This window comes from Legionella anisa, from assembly GCF_001467525.1.
GTDB classification, from domain to species: Bacteria; Pseudomonadota; Gammaproteobacteria; order Legionellales; family Legionellaceae; genus Legionella; species Legionella anisa.
Window position 1 is genome coordinate 1 of the sequence record NZ_LNXS01000029.1, and the last position, 20578, is coordinate 20578.

Consider the following 20578-nt stretch of genomic DNA (forward strand, 5'->3'; position numbering starts at 1 on the left):
TAAATAGGGATTTAGGATGCCATTCTTGGTGTTTTATCAAGGACGTGCAACTATTCTTTTTCCTTTTACCGGACAGTAGTGTGCGTAGGCAGGGATCCATCCATCAAAATAGTTCATTACTCAAATTAAACCACTGAGGATTTGTTTCACTCGATTAAAGGCAATTTTCCATTGTCTTTTCCCTTTTAATTTGTTTTTCCCGTGTATATTGTAAATGGATCCCCTGCCTACGCAGGGATGACAGTTTTTTAGGCATAGCTGTAAATGTAGAATATGTATTTTCCTGTTTCGATTTTGTGGGGATCTCTCAGGAACAAGTCGCAGCATCCAGTTACATATACAGAGTATTAGACGAGTTAATTCTTATTTAAATTATTCCAGATTTTTTTTCCGATCCAATAGACAATGAGGCAGAGACAAATCCATAACAAAATTAACGGTAAAAAATACACAAAAAATTCAATCAAACCGTAAGTAACGTTACGTAATTTATCCACTAAGGCATGGTAGGAATCAATAAATGCTTCTGTTATTTTCCATTGTTTTTGTTGCTCTGTCTGAATTATTGGATTCATATTCAAGTTAATATTGATTAATGAATAAGCTACCGATTCTTTGAAATATTTAATCTGTCCTTGGATTACATCAATTTGTCCCTGTACATCACTTAATTGTTTGAACACAGCAAGAACATCTGATGTTTCTTTTGCTTTGGCCATAATCTTGGATAGCTGCTCTTTAGCAGTTTGCAAGTTGTTAAGCTGGCTTTGTAAATCGACGAATTGTTGCGTAATGTCTTCACCCGTTACTGATTCCTGGGTGACTTGTGTTGCTAATGATTTCAATGCACTTAGAGCGTTATTTAAACCTTGGGCAGGTACTCTTATGCTGATATTTGCAGTGGTATTACTCGCATCATTATTATCTTGCATTATATTGGAGCTTACGACGTAACCTCCTGAGTTTTCTGCTAATTGAGAGATTTTTTCCATTGCTGAGTTAATGTTATCAACTTGCAAGGAAATATTCGCGTTACGAATAATCATACCGCGCATTACATTGTCTGAAGGTTGGCTTGCATTAGACTGATTTTTAACTTGCATTGCCATTGAGCCAGCAGCGTAATCAGGCCTGCTAACCGCTGCCATTGTAGGCATGGGGCTTCCCGCATACATGGTTTGGCCACTTCGGGTAAACCATTGGGAGATAAGAAATAATAGGGATATTATGCCAATGAACGCTAAAAAATACAGGATGATTTTCTTCATTATTATTCCGCACTCATTAAGAACTGGTCATATAAAGTGTGGCAAAGGTTTTTTAAATTGTAAAATAAATATACTTATCTGTTCCTGTTATATTTCTTCAGTGTTCAAGGCGATATCTATTACTCCATTTGTAGTAAACATACTCATGAAATGTTTGTACGCTTCCGCTTTATTTCCATGCTCTGATGAGACAGAAAGTATCTCTTCAGCGTAAATAGCGATATCTTCTACGATGCGTTCACATCGGTAATAGGCTAAAAGTGCTTTATTGATCTCTGTTTTGCCATAACCTTTATAGAAAAGAGTTTCTTGATATGGTTCATTCCAAACATTGGCAATTCCACCGCCTATAAACATTAGATCGCGTTCTTTTGGTGCCATTATCGGCTCATCCCAATCTACAATGTAGATAGAATGATGAGGGCTTATTAATATATTGCCAGCATGGATATCAGAATGACATAAGACCAATTGAGGCGAGTCGTTTTGTAGCTTTTGGGCGAGATGTTCTGCGCGATCTACTAAGTTAACAATCACCTCACGGTTTTTTCTCATGAATGTGATCAGTTTGAGTGCGTACTCATCCACAGCAGATGGTTTTTGAATGTGCTCCCAAAGTGCTCGTACACTCGTTCTCCATTTCGATGCATATGATTCGTGTCGAAGTTGTTGTCGAATGGGTATTGGTACTTTGATTTCATGAATTTGCTTTAAAGTGTTCCCAAATGTGATCCATTGTTCTTTTGTCAAGGCCTGATTAAAACCATTTTGTCCGTGAATAAAGGGATAAACAATGAGGCTAAATCCATCAGCATATAAAATGGGTTGATTTGCAACGGTGTTGATGGGTTTAATAATTTGCTGAATTCCGCTTTCGTATAAAAGCTCCAAAATATCAATCGCTACATCATGATGATAACCCTTTTTTAGCTTGACAAAATAAGACTGATTTTTTGTATCTGCTTTATATACTGAAGCATTCATATCTGCACCGATGGGGAGATAGGTAAGGCTCAGTGTATCGATGTGATAATCAGTTTTTAAGTGTTCAATAATTTGGGGGTTCGCAAGGGATGGTTTTTCAGACATTTTTGACTACCAAGCAATGATTCATTTAATGCTATTCGTATTAATCTCGAAGATCCAGTGATTAATAGTGCTGTTAAGCAGTAAACAAACCCGAATTAAATAACGCTGGTTTGCTTACTGGTAGCTTAAAGTCTGAGAATACTTTTTATTGATGCTTGTCACAGAAAGCAACGCATACTTTATGTTCTTGGACTTCACCGCCACACGCGGAATAACATGCTCTATAGGTGGATTCGCATCGACATGAGTTGATACAGCTGCTGCTTCGATCAAAATCATTCACTGATTTATTAATCGGTAAACCCATTTTTTTTCGGTCCTCTTTATATTGCTTGTATTCAAACATCGCGTTTTGTTGTGCTCTCATACGGCAATTGTCATTATCCACGCGACAACTTTGTTCGCAATCATTTTTGCCTTGAATACATTGGGCTGTACACATTTTTGCGATATCTGATTTTGGCGGAACAAAACTGTATTCTGTATTATAGATAGGACCACAGGCAGTCAACATGCCAACTAGAACCATAATGGAAAAAATGAAGAACTTTTTTAGCATAGTATCCTCTTTTGACGAGTTATGTGAAGCAATAGTTCTGGCGTAGTGTTCATGATGCATGCAGACGAGTTTCAAACAGAACAAATTAGGTGTATTTTATTCATGTCCACTTGAAAAATCAAGCGGAGCGCCCTCTTGGCAAACGTTTGGAATGGTTTGCGATCTTAAAAAAGTGTTGTTACTTTTAATTATTTTTTGATATATAATTAACCAACTTATTACATCGATGCTCCTATTTTTGTACCATCAAAATTTTAATTGAAACAATGTCTATGGATACCTCATTTTTATTTGGCTTTTTAGCGGGTTGTCTTACTACCACTCTGGGTGGGTGGCACGTACAAAAATTCATGAATAATAGAAAAAATACTAAAAATATAAAGAATAAAAAAATATTGGATTTGGATAAGCTTTTTAATGATTATTCTCATTTTATGAATAGGATTAAAAATGATGTGACTCATCCTAACAATAAGAACATAAGAGAGTTTCTTGTAGTTGAAAAAGAGGCAATATTGAATTCGTTTGTGCCTCGGTTTCGCTATGAGTTGTCTCCAGATATTCTCCCTGCTCTAAATAGATTGGAAGAGTTGGGTTATATTGAAAAAATAAAAAACAATTGTCTTCATTATAAAATTGAAGAAGAGTTTATAATGCAACTCAAGTCAATTAGGGACCCTAATGAAATTAACACCCATTAATTTCAATGGGTGCTATTGAGCTTACTCTCAAAATGAAGCTTCAGAAACCACAGCGGGTTCAACCGACTTTAGATTCACCTGACTCTTAATATGCTTATGAATCAAATAAATGAGTACCGCTCCTAAAAGAGCACAGACTGGTATCACCATCAAAGCATGATGGTAGGAGGAAAGACTGTATTGTTTTAGCCCATTCGCAGTTAGGTTCCCCTCCCAGTAACAATCCATTATTTTGCCTATTAAAGTATGAAAAAATGAGCCGCCAAGCATATTGATGCAATTTAAAAAGGCTATGGTTATTCCTAAATGTTTGTTGGAAACAAGAGCGGATCCTGCCGCAAATACAATGACTTGATAGCAACACATAAGCCCAATAATGAAGAATAAAGCTCCAAGGAGCCACCAATTGGTTACATTTCCAGAGAGAATCACCAAAAAAGCTAAGGCTAATCCGATGCCACAAATTCCTATAACGGTATAATTTCCTATTTTTTTACTAAGAAATGCAAGCAATGGTCCTCCAAATAACATACCTACAAAAATCAACGAGACAAGCAAGGCTGCATCCGATTTAGCAAAACCGTAGGCGGTAGTTAAAAAGGATACGCCCCAAACATCAGCAAACCCTTCAAGTGCACCAACCATTAACAAATTAGCTAGGGCAAGGATCCATAATATTTTTGAGGTGAACAAAACCGATAAATGAGATAGATTTAACTCATTAGATTGTGTTGCTTTTAAACTCTTGGGCGTACGCAAGACTAAATAAGCGAATACACCTACACTTATGGAGCATAGTGCAAGTACTAATCCTATCCGTTGACTGCCGTAGGTTGAAAGCAATTGCGTCAATGGTTTGCCGCCATAGACCGCTCCTAAAAGCCCAACACTAAAAGAAAATCCAACCATTTGGGAGTATTGAGTGCTACGAAACCATTCAGAAATAACTTTGGATACGCCCAAAAAACCAACAGCCGAACTGACCCCAATTAAAAATCTGCTTAATAAAGCCAGGTAAAAATTATGGGTGGAGGTAAAGAGTAGGGCGCTTAAACCACAAAGTAGTGCAAAGATAAAAACTACTTTTTGAGCGCCAAATTTTTCGAGCAATAATGCCATAGGAATTTGCATTCCTGCATATCCATAATAATAAAATGCAGCTAAGAGACCAAAACTGGCTGCATCAATTGAAAATCGAGTCATTATTTCTTGCATCATCAATCCTGGCCATAGACGCAATATAAATTGAAGCGCAAAAAACAATAGTGGAAAAAACCACATAACAAAGGGCAAGCAATTGTTTTTTAGGTTAAAAGAGTTAGTTTGAGTCACGATACCCTCCAGCATTAATATTCAGTTATTCCAAACACCCGATGTTCCACCCTAGAGAGGTTCGGGAATAAGAAATAGCTGACCGCTCTAGGGGGAAGAGGGCAAAATAATAATAATATCTATTGAGGAGTTTGCTGTAGGTAAAGAATCATGGCATAGCGATACCTTTGCAGTGAAAACTGCAGGAAAGTTATTGCTTTTATTCGTATTGCACTGATTCATTGTGATATTTTCGTTTTGATTAAAATTTTATCTACACAGACTAACATATCAAATTAAACCCCATTGTGTCAATTTAATTATTTTAGTGTGCAAATTATGGTTTGATTGGCAGCTTGTTCTTGGGGCTGCAGCTTTTGGTGTGGGCTGGGGAATAACTGGAATTTGTCCGGGTCCGAATATTGTGGGGCTTGGAATTTTTTCTTGGCCATTATATTGGATAAATTTTGCAGGAATTATTATAGGTTTCTTGCTTGCACGTTTTTTTATTTTAAAACACACTACTCATTCGAAATGACAAATTTGGAGTGATACATCTTGTTAAGCGTTTTATAAAACTGAATCTTTATTTCGAAGAGTCCCTCAAGGATTCTGCTCAAAAGCAGAAATGAGCTTATATTATTGTATTAATTGAAATTTTTTTACACGATGGCTTTCTTCTTTTGATTCCTTGCTTTAAAATTATTCTGAAAACAATATTTTGCTATGGGGTAGGTAAATATTGTTCATTATATTGACTCCATAAATGAGGCACTCTATGTGGCGTAAATTCAATAGATTTTATCTGGCGATAACTTTACTCACGGTAAGTCCTATTCTTTCTGCTAGGGCTATTATTGATGCTGATGTGTTCCAAACTTTAAAACGTTCCAAAACTTCTACTCAAACTCCTTTATCACTTCTGGTTTTTTTACATAATCTTTCAGAAAAAGAATCATTTGTAGAAGAAATAAAAAAAATTCAGGATGTGCACGTTCAAGATTTAGGCTTCATGCCTGCAGTAGCAATTCAGATTCCCAGGAGTCGTAACTTACTTTATCAAATTGCTAATTTTGATGCCGCAGCACAAATTTCCTCACATTTTGCTGCGCAATCGGAGCTGGAAGTGACTGCTCAAGTTTTGAAACTTGCACCTTCATCTTTTTACCCTAATGTAAGTAATTGGTGGGATCATGGTTATACCGGTCAAAAAGGAATTATCGGTATAATCGATACTGGAGTAGATCCTTTGCACCCCGCATTATCCAGTAAGCGATTAATAGTGCATCAAGAACTTGGTTCAGGCTATTCTAATATCATTAATGGAGTAAAAGAGCCACATGCAACCGGTGTAGCTTGCATTTATGCCAGTAATCATGAAAAGTACAAAGGTATGGCTTATGGTGCTTCTACAATTATTTCTGGATTAGCAGGAGAGGAAACAGCCGATCCTTCAAGTATCATGCGCACTATGGAAACTTTGGATTGGATGGTGCACCGTTCTGAGGTTAAACCCACACTTATTAATTACAGCATGGGGAATGGAAGGCTGGATTTAAATTGTCCTGCTTGTCCTGAGTGGAGTGGGCTTGCAAAAGTTATAGATTATGTGGTGAATACTCAAAAAATTCTCTGGGTAAAATCAGCTGGGAATGCAGGATATATAGAGCCCGCACATCAATTCACCTTTGCCTCCACCCTAACTGTTCCTGGCGATAATTACAATGGAATTACGGTTGCCAATATGAATACGATTGTTTCTGAAAATGAAACAGTTGTAAAAACTGCAGATAGAAGTAAACATCATATTAAGGACACCAGCAGCCGAGGACCTACACCTTTTGGTAGACGTAAACCGGATTTAACTGCACCTGGCCATGATACGATGACTTGTGCCCCTGATCCCAAGGTGTATGGCTTTATCTATTCCAATGCAATGCACTACAAAGATGGGTATCGTCTTATGGGGGGGACCAGCTCTGCAGCCCCGCATGTGGGCGCTTCTGCATTGTTATTACAAGATGCAGGGATTAAGAATCCTATGGCCATCAAAGCGTTACTCATTAATAGTGCTGATACCTGGACTGATGCTGGTACAGCAGATTCTGGACATTCTAAGATTATGGGCTCAGCCTGGAATAGAACTTATGGCTGGGGTTACCTCAACATGGAAAAAGCATTTCAACAAAGAAACAATATTATTGAAAGTGAGCTCACTACAGAAAACCCAATATGGGAATACCAAACCATACTTAAACGAGGGGAAAAGGTTACCTTAGTTCATGAACGACGTGTGGGATATACTTCTGAAGGAAACGAATGGGCGCTCAGTCATCTGGAGCTAACTCTTATCGACTTAGAGCATCAAAAAGTGATTGATAGCGATACCAGTCCTATAGACACAGTGCACCAAGTTGCAAATTGTAAGCGTGAGCCGCAGGATATAAAATGCTCTGAGGAGAGCAAAACGATGAGGGTTTTAATAAGGGTAAAGTTATTGAATAAAATTATAGATGGCAGTTCAAGCGAACCCTTTGCAATTGTAGTTTCCCCAAAGGAGAAAGAAAAACCAGATAACTTACTTCAGAAAAAGGCGATTTTATGAATGTCACATAACCTAACCTAATACAAGATTTTGTATTTCTTTGAGTAGCTTCCTGTTAAATAGTTCGCACAAAGTGTAATCAAACACTAAGTCAAAATATTCTTATAAAAAACGGCTTAAGTGTCTTCTTGAATTCAAATTTATATACACTATGATAAATATATAATCTAATTAATTCGCTTATGAATCAATTTGTCTGCTTTAAGGAGTATTCATCAGGGAAAATTGAAAAGCATGCTCTTTGATATCGAGATAAAGCGATAACCATAAGGTGAAGCCGGGAAATGACTCAGTGTAAAATATATTTGGGATTAAATTATGAGAGCTAGATTTTTCAGGCGAGTTTCCTCACATAGTGTATCTTATTCCTTGTTAAAAGAAGCGTACAAAGCCCAAAAACCCGGTTTAATAAGTGGCGCTTTATCAGGTAGAAGTTGGCGTTATCAAAGCATGGGAAAAACTATAGAGCAGATAACAAATCCTGAAGAACAAAAAAAGTTACAACAACACGCAACAGACAATTTAAAACGTTGGGCAAAAACAAAATCCAGGGCTCCTTTGAAAGTTGAAGTTGTCCCTAAAGATTGGGGAACTGCAACTCTAGAGGCAACGAAAGAGCATGGTGAACTTTATTCTGTATTGAATATGGCGAATTCACTCTACCCCGGGGGAGCTGTATTCGAAGGAGGAAATGCACAAGAGGAAAATATGTGGCATCGAACTACCTGTGCACTTTCATTGATGAATAAATGGATCAAATTTGATAATAATACCTACTCATTTTTATATACTGAGGAAGGCAGAAAGCTGGTTGAGGCAAGGAAGAAAATGACTGATGCGGAAATTGGCATTCTAAAAGAACGTTGTCCTGAAGTCTTTTCTTCTGATGAACTCTATAAAGTCTTATTTAGTAAAGAACCACGAGTGTGTTTTAGAGGTGAGGAACTCTATTTTGACCCATCATCAGAAAATGAATACATATCAAGAGGCCATGAGCCCAATCCTGATATAAGTTACTTGTTTCTTCCTGCATCAAGTATTTTTCCTTTTTATGAATTGAGATCGGCTGCTCCTGAACATTTTACTGAATCACAATCACAAGCGCCTGAAGTATTAAAAGCGTATGAAGCTAATTTGCGCCGACGAATTGCAGCACAACTGGATACATTAATTCTTGAAGGACGACCTTATGCGATCCTAGGTGCATGGGGTTGTGGTGCATTTAAAAATGATCCCAAACTTGTAGCAAAAATTTATGCTGAAGAAATTGAAAAAAGAGCTCATTTTTTTCAACATATCATGTTTCCCATAATTGATACCGGTTCATATTCCCAAAATTTCGACATATTTTCAGAAACCCTCACGGGAATAGTACTTGGTGAAAGCAATGCACTTCGCAATACGAATAAAGCTTAAATATTTTTCTTTGAAGTGCATTTACTGTAAACGGTAGCATTACATTACTGCAGCTCAAGGAAGTACCTTAAAATAGAATAAAAAATGTTTGGCTTTCCTTCGCTATATGTAGTATTAAAATAAAAAATGGATTTAAATATGTAACTGGGTAAACCGTTTTCTGAAAGCACTTGCTGAACAATAGGCCACGGTGCACACACAGACATTTTGTATCTCCCAATTAAAAGAGTTCCTATTATAAGGAAAAAAAATGATTTTAATGAACTCTTGGAATTTCTTAAAAGAACTATTTAATTATTGGAGCCTTGATAGGGTTTCAAGTAAAGCCGCAGCACTTGCTTATTATACATTATTTTCCCTTGCCCCAATTTTATTAATTTGTATTTTCATTGCAGGAACCATATTTGGTGAAGAAACTTCTCGTGAGCAAATTTTGGCCCAAGCAAGCAGTTTACTAGGAAAAGAACCTGCTTTACAAATTCAGGAAATAATTCAAGATAGACATCATACAACTCCTTCTTTCTTAACAAGAGTAATTAGCTTTATAGTTCTTTTGTTCACTGCCTCGGGAGTTTTTATTGAGATTCAAATGGGATTAAATGAGATCTGGGGTGTCAAAACAAATCCTGATACAGGATGGTTTGTAAAGTTAAAAAGTCGATTTTTTTCTTTTGTTATTGTTTTAGGAATTGCTTTTTTATTATTAGTATCATTAATTTTGAGTACTGGTTTCACGCTCATAAGTAAATATTTAAATTATATGATGAGTCCAAATATTTTAATGGATTTAATAATAAATCACTTAATCTCTTTTTTTGTTCTCACATTATTATTTGCGATGATATTTAAGTTTCTACCGGATGTAGTATTAAATTGGCGCGATGTATGGTTAGGGGCATTAATCACTTCTTTATTATTTAGTTTCGGGAAAATTCTCATTGAATTTTACCTGATACAATTTCTTAAATATTCTATATTTGGCGCCGCAACCTCTTTAATTATTATTTTAATTTGGGTGTATTATTCATCTCAAATTTTCTTTATTGGTGTGGAGATCACGAAACTAGTTTCTATAAACAAAGGCAAAAAAATTAGAGCAACGAGAAATGCCATCCTTAAATCGAATTACCCCTGATGAATCGCAAAAATATCCTTTCGTACCTATCCTCTAGGAATCTTATGAGTTGGTGTGTTGGTTTTTATTTATCTTCGTGATACAACTTCATAGTTTTTATTTCCTGGCTTATGGACATCAGATTTAACAAAAAGGATTGGTTCATGATGAGAAAAGCTGCTTTCTGTCTTTTGCTTATATTGAGTGCAATGATTTCACCTCTGTTTGCTAAGGATAAAATAAAAAATTCTGTATCACAAGGTAATCAGTGTGTTGAAAATATAGAGTCATATGTCAGCGATGGTGGTATATTTATGGATCAATGTTCTATACATGATCGAGATATTCCGCAAATTCTATCTTACCTCAATGAGCATCCCGAAATTACTCGCTTGAGTCTCTCCGATAATGAGATTGGCTATCAGGGAGCAGAATTACTTTCTACTAATACTCATATTCGCCTTCTATTTCTAAATGGAAATCGTATCGGCTCATTAGGAGCTGAGGTATTAGCAAAAAATACCTCTCTGGTTTATCTATTTTTGGGAGACAATCATATTGGTCCCTATGGAGCTGAAGCTTTAGCAAATAATACTACCTTGTTTTTTCTTTCTCTTGACGGTAATCCTATTGGTTCTTCGGGTGCTAAATCATTAGCAAAAAATAAATCCCTGATTCATCTTTCTCTAAGAAAAGCTCAAATTGGTGCAGCAGGTGCAAAGGCACTGTTTGCGAATAAGACATTGAAAAGTTTATATTTAAGCAGTAATCATTTAGGTAATGAAGGTATCGAATTTCTTGATAGAAACCAATCGCTCAAGCTTATTGATTTGGAAGACAATAATATTGGTAAAGAAGGGGCGAAAATTATAGCAAGAAAACCTAATTTGCTTTATCTCATTATTGATCATAATCCCTTACATAACGAGGGAGCAGTTTTTTTAGCCCAGGCCAGGACATTTGAGTGGCTTACAATTGTTGATTGTGATGTGGGTCGAGAAGGTGCGCACGCTTTATCTGAGTTAAATCATCTTACCCTACTGAACATCGACAATAATTTAATTGATGATGAAGGCATTGCTGAGTTGGTAAAAATAAGCTCTCTGAATAATTTATATGCGAGTAATAATCTTATTGAGGATTATGGCGCAAAAATCTTGGCAAAAATGATACATCTGCAAAATTTGGGTTTAAGCCATAACTATATTGGCGATGATGGCGCATTGGCATTAGCTGAAACAGCAACTCTTTATACGTTAGATGTGGGGTTTAATCAAATCACTACAATTGGAGTAAAAGCGCTAAAAAACAATGAGGTACTGACTTATTTGAATACCCAGGGGAATCCTGGGGATGAAAACTAGGAGCAAGGAACGGCCTTATTTGGCGCATCTTGTACTCAAGTCCAACCATTCGAGTAAATATTAATGCAGAATCTGTAGCCTGGGTGCAGCAAAGCGGAACCCGGGAAATAATGTGCCTCAGTTAAAGCCCCGGGTTCCGCTTTGCTGCACCCAGGCTACAGATTTGTACTTAATTATTTGTGACTAATTGGATGAGTGCATCAATTGCTTTATCCAGGCTTAACTGTTGTGTTTCTCCTGTGGCTCGGTTTTTATATTCCACACAGTTTTGTTCCATATTCCGCTCACTTATGATGATACGATGTGGAATACCTATTAAATCGTGATCTGCAAATAATACGCCCGCTCTCTCATTACGATCATCAATTAATACATCGATACCTAACTCCTTTAGACGTTCGTATAATGCATCTGCTTGCTTTTGGACTACCTCTGATCGATGTCCATTTAAAGGAATTATGACCACCTGGAAGGGTGCAATATTTTGAGGCCAGATAATTCCCTGTTGATCATGATGTTGTTCAATGGCTGCTGCAACCACACGGGTGATACCTAAGCCATAACATCCCATTAACATGGTTTCTAATTGACCTTGTTCATTAATCACTGTGGCATTCATGGCTTTAGCGTATTTATCACCTAATTGAAAGACATGCCCAACTTCAATGCCTCGGCAAGAACGAAGTACCCCTTTTCCATCTGGACTGACATCGCCTTCTTTTACATTACGCAAATCAGCAGCAAGGTACTCACTGATATCTTTATCCCAAGCTGCATATTGATAATGTTTGTCTGCCTGATTAGCGCCACAAATAAAAGAATCCATAGCAAGCGCATGATGATCCACAATCACTGGAATAGATAAATTGACTGGTCCTAATGAACCAATTGGTGCTTTTAAAGTTTTTAAAACAGTTTCTTCATCTATAAATTGTAAGGGGGAATGTACTGAAGGATGTTTTATTGCTTTAACTTCATTCAGCTCGTCATCACCTCTTAAAACCAAAGCAACCATAGGATGCTCTCTTCCTTTTACAATCAAGGTTTTGATGGTTTGGCTGCTTTCTACGTTTAGGAATTTTGCCACTTCTGTTATGGTTTTGGTGTTTGGCGTATCAACCAAAATCATTTTTTGGCTGGTAGGGGTTGCTTTTTCTGGTTTTAGACTGGTAGCTTGTTCGATATTTGCTGCATAATTTCCTTGGTCACTGTAGAAAATCAAATCCTCTCCAGAATCAGCCAATACCTGGAATTCATGAGATGCGGAACCGCCAATGGCTCCTGTATCTGCTTCAACTGCGCGATATTTAAGTCCTAGGCGATCAAAGATACGGCAATAAGCTTGGTACATATCTTTATAGGTCATCTGCAGGCTTTCCAAATTTAAATGGAACGAATAAGCATCTTTCATAATAAATTCACGAGCACGCATTACACCAAAACGCGGTCTGATTTCATCGCGGAATTTAGTTTGGATTTGATAGAAACTTGCTGGCAATTGCTTGTAGGATTGTAATTCATTACGCATAATGTCAGTAATGACTTCTTCATGGGTAGGGCCAAAACAATAGTCTCTACCATTAGCATCCTTCATGGTAAGAAGCTGTCCGCCAAAAGTATCCCAACGTCCAGTTTCTTGCCATAGCTCAGCAGGTTGTACTGCAGGCATCAGCAGCTCCATAGAATGAATGCGATTCATTTCTTCGCGAACTATGTGTTCTACTTTGCGTAATACTTTTAAACCTAAAGGCATCCAGGTATAAAGGCCTGAGCCAAGTTTACGAATCATTCCTGTTCTCAGCATCAATTGATGGGAGACTACCTCCGCATCGTTTGGAGTTTCTTTTAGAGTTGCTAAAAACCATTGTGACGCACGCATTTCTACTCCTGAAATAGTATTGTTCTTAATTGAACAGCATTATACAGAAGTTTCTGTTCAAAAACAGATGAGTGGATATTGGACCTCTTGCCAAACTCAGTGTGGGGAGCGATGTGTTGTAAATACTATACCTTCATCTTGGTTTCTTCTAATAATTCATTTAATTTAGAAGCAAGGTGTTCATAATTTTTTCCACCCAGTTGACTTAGTTCATACTCATAATTTTTAAAATGAACTTTACCTGTTTGAACATTATAAACGGCTCCAACCATGGAAATATCATTTTGTTCTATCATTTCATGCAGAATGGAGCTACGCTCATAAATTTTTTGCATGGTATTAGCTACGTTTAGCTCAGTGACGTTATTCAAAAATGTTGTATTTTTACTGTTACGACTTTCTTCTGTTTCGCGTTCGGCATTGATTGCGGGCTTTATTTTATCAAGTAATTCCGTAATATGACCTTTTTCAACTCCATCACATGCAGATTGAATGGCGCCGCATCGGGTATGGCCGAGAATAATAATGAGTTTGACACCAACAACATTACAGGCATATTCAATACTGGCTAAAACATCATTGTTCACTACATTTCCAGCAACGCGTACGCAGAAGATATCACCAAAACTTACATCAAAAATCGTTTCTACAGGAACTCTTGAATCGATACAACCGAGAACAATGGCAATAGGATGCTGCTCTTTGGCTGTGTATTTAATGTCCAATTGGTTTGAGCGGTGAATTAGGTTGTCATTGAGGAAGCGTTGATTCCCTTCATAGAGAATATTTAATACTTGTGCTGGTGACAGATTGGATTGCACGTCATATGTTGTTACATTGATAAAATCAATATAATTATGAATCTTATAATGTTCTTTGAAGCCAATCATATTTAAAGCAATTTTCTTATTGGGTGCTTGCTCTTCTTTAAATTCTTTTAATAGTTCTGAAATTTCTTTATCGATGTATTGAGTATAGCGCGTCAATAATTAATTGTGATTCTCTAGGAATAGAATCAAGTTCAGCAACCAAGGCTGCTTTGTTCAAGAAAGTCATTTGTTGAGGGAGAACCAAGCGATTAATTTCTCCTGTTGGATGAAATTCTTTAAGAATGTTAATCCGTGCCTGGCTATTTGATTTTAAGATATAGAACAAACTGACTGCTAACCCAATTAAAATACCTGTCAAGAGGTTAAACACTATAATGCTAATCACAGTAGCTATAAATGGAATAAAGCGATCACTTCCTTGGGCATATATGGAGCGATAAATAGAAGGTTTATTCAGTTTATAACCGGTGTAGATCAAAATGGCAGCTAATGAAGATAAAGGAATTTTATTTAACGTACCTGGGATTAACAACACAGCAAGGAAAATGAAAATTCCATGTAAAATAGCAGATATTTTACTCTTAGAGCCCGCTTGAATATTAATGGATGTTCTAACGATCACGGAAGTAATAGGAATTCCTCCAATTAAACCCGCCGTCATGTTTCCGACCCCTTGAGCAACTAATTCTCGGTTGGAAGAGGCGTGTCGACGTTTTTTATCCAACTTTTCCCCTGCCTTAAGATTTAATAAGGTTTCAAGAGAAGCTACAATGCAAATGATAAAAGCATACACATAGACTTGAGGATTGGTTAGGGCAGCCCAATTGGGATATTCCAGTTGGCTAAAGAGATCATAAAAACCATTTGTTTGAGGAATGTTAACCAGTTGCGGCGAATTTTGAGCCAGGTTTGAATCAGTCCATTGAAACAGTTCATTCAGTAGCACCCCTAAAATAACTACAAGAATGGGTGCGGGTATTTCCTTTAATACCTTATTTTTCGTCACATCAAAATAAATTAAAGTAGATATTGAAAGTATTGTTATTAACATCGCACCAGTGTTGATATGATGGTACAAGGCGAGGATAGGGCTTAATGTGATTTCTTCGGTTGTTTCTAATAAATGAGTTTTGAGTTCGTTGAAATCCGCAGAAAGAGTGAATGCGAGAGGCAATTGTTTGATTATTAATAAAATACCAATTGCACACAGTAGACCCTGTACTACATTCGAGGGAACATAGTCCGCTACAAATCCAGCTCTTAAGCTTCCTATAATAATTTGAAGTAAACCGGCAAGTATCACGGCAATTAAAAATGAATTAAAATCGCCTATGTGAGCGATGGCAGCAACTACTACTGCCACCATGCCTGCTGCAGGACCGCTGACGCTGACGTGAGAGCTACTTAGCCAACCGACAACGACGCCTCCAACAATTCCACTTAAAATTCCAGAAAAAAGAGGTGCACCAGAGGCGAGTGCAATACCTAGGCATAATGGGATAGCAACAAGAAATACGACTATAGCTGCTACAAAATCAAATTTAAAATAACGCTTTGCATAAATTCGAAGTATACGTGAGTCAACCGTTGCATTTGTAAACATGGATCTGTTTTTCCTCTTGTAACAAAGTAAAGTAAATTATTGAGTAAGGTTAAATTATTTTAATTTTAGATTATAGTGTTATTTAATAAAACATTATTGTAACAAAAATGTTATTAAATTGTTACGGTTTGGTTAAGATTTTGTGATTCTTATTATCTCATTGTCTTATATCGATACATTATGTGTGTTTTGATTGGTGACAATGCGTGGTTTGTCCGTGGGATCCAGTGGTTTTTCTGCGATGTGTAGAAGATTCAGGAGGGCAGGGGAAACTCAAAGCCTGGATTTCATTACAGCACCCAGGCTACCGAACGTTATTTATGCTTCAATTGGATCAAACTCTTCTGTGCCAAAGAGTTCATCAGTATTGGTTGTTTGATTTGTAATTAATCCATGTTCAAGATTTCTAAAATCCCACATATCTTGATCCATAAGTTGGCTGGGTTTGATGCTCTGCAGCGCATGAAGAATATTACTTGGGACTTTAGGGTTTTCTTCGGCAAGCTGATTAATTAAATGCGTTACTTTTTTACGCATTAAATTTTCCTGTGAACCGCATAGCGTACACGGGATAATGGGATAGGATTGTTCCTGAGCAAATGTGATAATGTCTTTTTCTTGTACATAGCATAAAGGGCGAATCACTATATGCTTTTTATTGTCACTCAGCAATTTAGGTGGCATGGAGCGAATATCACCATTGTAGAGGATCGACATCATTAATGTACGCACTAGATCATCACGATGATGGCCTAGAGCAATTTTATTGAACCCATGTTCTTCAGCATATCGATAGATAATACCGCGGCGCAATCGAGAGCACAAAGAGCAATACGTTTTACCTTCAGGAATTTTTTCCTTAACGATACTGTAGGTATCCCGAGTTAGAATTTCATGAGAGATGGAGCGGTCTACCAGCCATTGACGCACTGCAGTATCATCCCAACCAGGTTGGGCCTGATCCAGGGTAAAAGAAAAAAGTTCAAATTTATTCCCGGAGCGACGGCGCAAGTGATCGAGAATCGTTAAAAGGGTAAAAGAGTCTTTACCACCTGATAAACAGACCATAACCCGATCGCCACGCTGGATCATGTTAAAATCTGCAATTGCTTTACCTGTATAATGTAATAATTTCTTTTCAACTTGAGAGGGATTGGACATTATTAAAAACCTGAATAAAAGTTGTTATTTAGTAGTAGTGGCCTTGCTTTCAGCTGGGGGTAATCTGCTAACCCGGGTTGTTGCTAACCATGAATTGATCAGTTCGAGATCATTTACATTGAGTGTTCCTGCAAGGTATTTTAGAGTTAAAACGGCATTAATTAAAGAATATTGGTCATTGGCAAGTTGGTTCTGAGCTTCAAACAGACGTTGTTGGGCATTTACCACATCCACCATAGTACGAGTACCTACTTCAAATTGAGCTTCCGTACTTTCCAATGAATTTTGTTGTGAAATAATCGTTTGTCTGTCAGCCTTTACTTTGCTAATTCCGTCGGTAATTGTGTTAAAAGCAATTCGGCTGTTTACTACCACATCTCGATAAGTTTGTTCGACCTGTTCACTGGTCGCTTGAAAATTATGCTTTGCTTGTCGTGTTTGTGAGAGTACTAGTCCTCCTTGGAATGCAGGAAAGTTCAAAGCTAAACCAATACTGGATTGCTTTTGATTTGCAGGTAAGAAAGGGCTGGATGTATTGACTTCATTTGTTGTTTCTGTTGACTTTCCCTGGATGGCGATGGTAGGCCAATTTCCTGCAGAAAGCGCCTTCATATTTTGCCGTGCTACTTCAAGATTGTATTTCGCAGACCATAATTTATAGTTTTGCCTAAGGCCTGTATCTATCCACTCGTCCACATCGTTAGGTTCTGGCTTAACGAGGGGAATGGTGCCATTTCGCAGCGGCGCTATGGACTCATAAACATGATTGGTTAATTTTCTTAAGTTTTCGCTTTGATTTTCTTGGTTGTTGCGTGAGGCAATAACTGTAGCCACTGATTGATCATAGGCTGCTTTTGCTTCATATACAGAAGTAATGGGATCAAGACCGACCTCAAAACGTTGTTTCGCTTGCTCATATTGGCGCATGTTTGCACGTTTTTTTGCTTCGGCAAAATTTAAAGTATCTTGGGCAAACAGTATATCAAAATAGGCTTTGGCCGTTCTAAGAATTAAATTCTGAGCTGCATCGTTAAACGTGGCTTGTGCTGCTTTAACAGATGATTTTGCTTGTTGTACTCTTGCCCAGGCTTGATAATTGAAAACAGCCTGTGATGCAGAAAATTGCCATGCTCTGGATTTATAATAGTCGTCTTGAATAGTAAAAAAACCATCATTCACATGGATGAAATTTCGAGTTGTTTGTGCCGTAAGGCCTGCTTGAGGAAGCAATGCAGACCAGGCTTGAGGCAAAGCTTCTTTATTGGCCATATATGTATCATAGGCATTTTTGAAGACAGGGTCATTTTCAAGAGCTTGATGATAGATATCCATTAGGTCTGTTGCAGCAAATGATTGCGACATCAGACCCAAAGTCATGAGATAGCAGATCAACAATTTTTTCATTTAAAGTAAATCCTAAAATACAAATTCTTTTGGTTTTGATTTATTGATCAATAAAGGGATGTTTGTTTCAAAAAGCAGTGATTCATGCCAATTTTCATGGTGATCCAATTCATACAATCGACCTTGCATTACAGGTGATGTTCCTTCAATAACAAATAATTTTCCACCGGGAAGTACCTGTAATCTTTGGGTCTCAGTTATTTTTTCCATTGCGCCGGTGAATATGACTACATCATAAGGAGCATTTTCTAACCAACCTTGGTTGGCATCCCCTGTGATCAATTCTACATTATCGCAATGATGCTCTTTTAATTTATGGGCAGCATTGTTCGTGAAATCCGCATAATAATCTATACTAATTACTTTTTTACACAATTTACTCAGCATGGCGGTAAAAAATCCACTTCCTGTACCTACTTCTAAAACGATTTCATGGCCTTGTAAATCAAGCGCCTGCAAAATTTGTCCTTCTTCTAAAGGGGTAAGCATGCGTTGACCATGATTAAGAGGTATCTGCATATCTGAATAAGCAAAATGTGCAAATTGTTCGGGAACGAATTCGTGTCTGAGTACTACATCATACAAATTCAGTATGGATTCGTTTAAAACATCGCCAGTTCGAAGTTGTTGCTTGACCATGTTAATGCGCGCGCTTTGATAACTCATTTGCTCTACCGTGTTGATTGTTTTATGTTAAGATTGACCATTCATTTGCCATGCCCCCGCTTTGCGATGTGTTCGCGGTGATTCCACATTTGGGGATTTTAGAATTCCGCAAATATGCTGCGAAACAAGGTTGTGGAAGCGAATTGTCAACACACTTTAAAAACTTTGGCACAATCTTAGCAAAAAAACAGCGTATGTGCTAAGAAATAATGCTTGAATCCCGAATTTCGTGGTGACTCTGTTTAAAGTTTGTTATGATCCACAAATTTTAATAGTTTTCTTAAAGAAATTTTTGATTACCTCAGTAGATTGCTTATGAAGTGAGAGAACTGAGGGATTTACGATAATTCAATGATAGGAGAATACAGTGCTTGAGCAATTTACTGATTATTTGCAAACTGAAATAGCGACACTTAAAAATGAAGGTTTATATAAATCAGAGCGGGTTATTTCCAGTCAGCAACAAGCCGCTGTTACAGTAAATCATGAAGAAGTAATTAATCTATGTGCTAATAATTATTTGGGTTTAGCCAATGATCCTCAACTTATTGCTGAAGGACAAAAAGCACTAGCACGATACGGATATGGTATGGCTTCTGTGCGTTTTATTTGTGGTACTCAAACGCCTCACAAACAGCTTGAACAGAAAATCAGTCAATTTTTAAGTAAAGAAGATACTATATTATATTCCTCCTGTTTTGATGCGAACACAGGTCTTTTTGAAACTTTATTAGGTGAAGAAGACGCGATTATTAGTGATGCATTAAATCATGCAAGTATCATTGACGGGGTTCGCCTCTGTAAAGCTACCCGCTATCGATATGCTAATAACGACATGAACGCTTTGGAAGAGCAATTGATCGCCGCTAAAAATGCACGATTTCGTTTAATTGCTACAGACGGTGTTTTTTCTATGGATGGGATTTTGGCAAATCTTCCTGCAATTTGTGAGCTAGCAGATAAATATGATGCCATGGTTATGGTTGACGACTCGCATGCCGTTGGTTTTATGGGTGAAACTGGCCGTGGAACTCCTGAGCATTTTGGGGTTAGTGATCGCATTGATATTATTACAGGTACTCTGGGTAAAGCTTTAGGTGGTGCTTCAGGCGGTTATACTGCAGCAAATCAGACTATAGTGGAGTGGTTACGCCAACGTTCCAGACCTTACTTATTCTCAAATACCTTAGCACCAGTAATTGCACATACTTCGTGTGTTGTTCTGGATAACCTGATGAAAAATAACCATTTGGCTGAGAAATTAAAACGTAACAGCCATTATTTTCGTGAAGGTATGACTCAATTAGGGTTTAAATTAATTCCTGGAGAGCATCCAATTATTCCTGTGATGTTGGGTGATGCCAGTTTGGCAGGGCGTATGGCGAATCGTTTGTTAGAGCTAGGTATCTATGTGGTTGGTTTTTCTTATCCTGTAGTACCTAAGGGGTTAGCGCGAATTCGCACCCAAATGTCAGCCGCACATGAATTACATCATTTGGATAAAGCAATTGGGGCATTTGAAACTGTAGGTAAGGAATTTTCTGTTATTTAAAGCAAAGTCATCTTTTCTGAGTCGTACAGAGAAGATCTTATTTTTGAGGTACTTTT

General features: G+C 37.4%; 15 protein-coding genes and 1 pseudogene. 7 read left to right on the plus strand and 9 right to left on the minus strand.

All coding sequences use genetic code 11. The features are described 5' to 3' along the window. Window positions 1–356: 356 nt before the first annotated feature. The 3 genes from Lani_RS09240 to Lani_RS09250 form a co-directional block, all read right to left on the minus strand. Window positions 357–1268 (minus strand): DUF4349 domain-containing protein, encoded by a 912-nt coding sequence (locus tag Lani_RS09240; RefSeq protein ID WP_019233797.1) that lies wholly within the window; start codon window positions 1266–1268, stop codon window positions 357–359. Window positions 1269–1355: 87 nt separating this feature from the next. Continuing rightward, complete coding sequence (locus Lani_RS09245) at window positions 1356–2357, minus strand: phosphotransferase (protein ID WP_019233796.1); 1002 nt, start codon at window positions 2355–2357, stop codon at window positions 1356–1358. 145 nt (window positions 2358–2502) lie between these two features. Beyond that, window positions 2503–2916, minus strand: a complete 414-nt coding sequence (locus tag Lani_RS09250) for a hypothetical protein (protein WP_019233795.1) — start codon at window positions 2914–2916, stop codon at window positions 2503–2505. 272 nt (window positions 2917–3188) lie between these two features. Between Lani_RS09250 and Lani_RS09255 the strand changes: the two genes are divergently transcribed. Beyond that, window positions 3189–3617, plus strand: coding sequence for a hypothetical protein (locus Lani_RS09255; RefSeq protein ID WP_019233794.1), 429 nt, complete (start codon window positions 3189–3191; stop codon window positions 3615–3617). Window positions 3618–3644: 27 nt separating this feature from the next. Here Lani_RS09255 and Lani_RS09260 read toward each other — a convergent pair whose 3' ends face one another. Next, window positions 3645–4964 (minus strand): MFS transporter, encoded by a 1320-nt coding sequence (locus Lani_RS09260; protein ID WP_085956446.1) that lies wholly within the window; start codon window positions 4962–4964, stop codon window positions 3645–3647. Window positions 4965–5256: 292 nt separating this feature from the next. Between Lani_RS09260 and Lani_RS21095 the strand changes: the two genes are divergently transcribed. The 5 genes from Lani_RS21095 to Lani_RS09285 all read left to right on the plus strand — a co-directional run bounded on the left by Lani_RS21095 (window position 5257) and on the right by Lani_RS09285 (window position 11427). Next, entirely contained in the window at window positions 5257–5466 is a 210-nt protein-coding gene (locus Lani_RS21095; RefSeq protein ID WP_317851291.1) for a DUF6691 family protein, read from the plus strand. 240 nt (window positions 5467–5706) lie between these two features. After that, the gene (locus tag Lani_RS09270) at window positions 5707–7533 is read left to right on the plus strand and encodes a S8 family serine peptidase (RefSeq protein ID WP_058388516.1); all 1827 of its coding nucleotides are present in this window, start codon (window positions 5707–5709) and stop codon (window positions 7531–7533) included. A gap of 318 nt (window positions 7534–7851) precedes the next feature. Beyond that, window positions 7852–8949, plus strand: coding sequence for a TIGR02452 family protein (locus tag Lani_RS09275; RefSeq protein ID WP_019233790.1), 1098 nt, complete (start codon window positions 7852–7854; stop codon window positions 8947–8949). Between the two features lie 250 nt (window positions 8950–9199). Then, window positions 9200–10084: a YihY/virulence factor BrkB family protein gene (locus Lani_RS09280; protein ID WP_019233789.1), complete on the plus strand. Its 885-nt coding sequence runs from the start codon at window positions 9200–9202 to the stop codon at window positions 10082–10084. Between the two features lie 143 nt (window positions 10085–10227). Continuing rightward, complete coding sequence (locus Lani_RS09285; RefSeq protein WP_019233788.1) at window positions 10228–11427, plus strand: leucine-rich repeat domain-containing protein; 1200 nt, start codon at window positions 10228–10230, stop codon at window positions 11425–11427. 169 nt (window positions 11428–11596) lie between these two features. Here Lani_RS09285 and Lani_RS09290 read toward each other — a convergent pair whose 3' ends face one another. The 5 genes and pseudogenes from Lani_RS09290 to Lani_RS09310 form a co-directional block, all read right to left on the minus strand. Next, on the minus strand, window positions 11597–13306 hold the full coding sequence (locus Lani_RS09290) for a proline--tRNA ligase (RefSeq protein WP_019233787.1): 1710 nt from the start codon (window positions 13304–13306) through the stop codon (window positions 11597–11599). Between the two features lie 125 nt (window positions 13307–13431). Next, a pseudogene (locus Lani_RS09295) lies at window positions 13432–15739 on the minus strand (SulP family inorganic anion transporter). 318 nt (window positions 15740–16057) lie between these two features. Next, complete coding sequence (ttcA, locus tag Lani_RS09300) at window positions 16058–16900, minus strand: tRNA 2-thiocytidine(32) synthetase TtcA (RefSeq protein ID WP_019233785.1); 843 nt, start codon at window positions 16898–16900, stop codon at window positions 16058–16060. A gap of 24 nt (window positions 16901–16924) precedes the next feature. Continuing rightward, window positions 16925–18304 (minus strand): TolC family outer membrane protein, encoded by a 1380-nt coding sequence (locus Lani_RS09305; protein ID WP_019233784.1) that lies wholly within the window; start codon window positions 18302–18304, stop codon window positions 16925–16927. Between the two features lie 12 nt (window positions 18305–18316). Further along, on the minus strand, window positions 18317–18970 hold the full coding sequence (locus tag Lani_RS09310) for a protein-L-isoaspartate O-methyltransferase family protein (RefSeq protein WP_040522604.1): 654 nt from the start codon (window positions 18968–18970) through the stop codon (window positions 18317–18319). 367 nt (window positions 18971–19337) lie between these two features. Here Lani_RS09310 and Lani_RS09315 point away from each other — a divergent pair, with 367 nt between their 5' ends. Next, entirely contained in the window at window positions 19338–20522 is a 1185-nt protein-coding gene (locus Lani_RS09315) for a glycine C-acetyltransferase (protein ID WP_019233782.1), read from the plus strand. The last annotated feature ends 56 nt before the right edge of the window (window positions 20523–20578 follow it).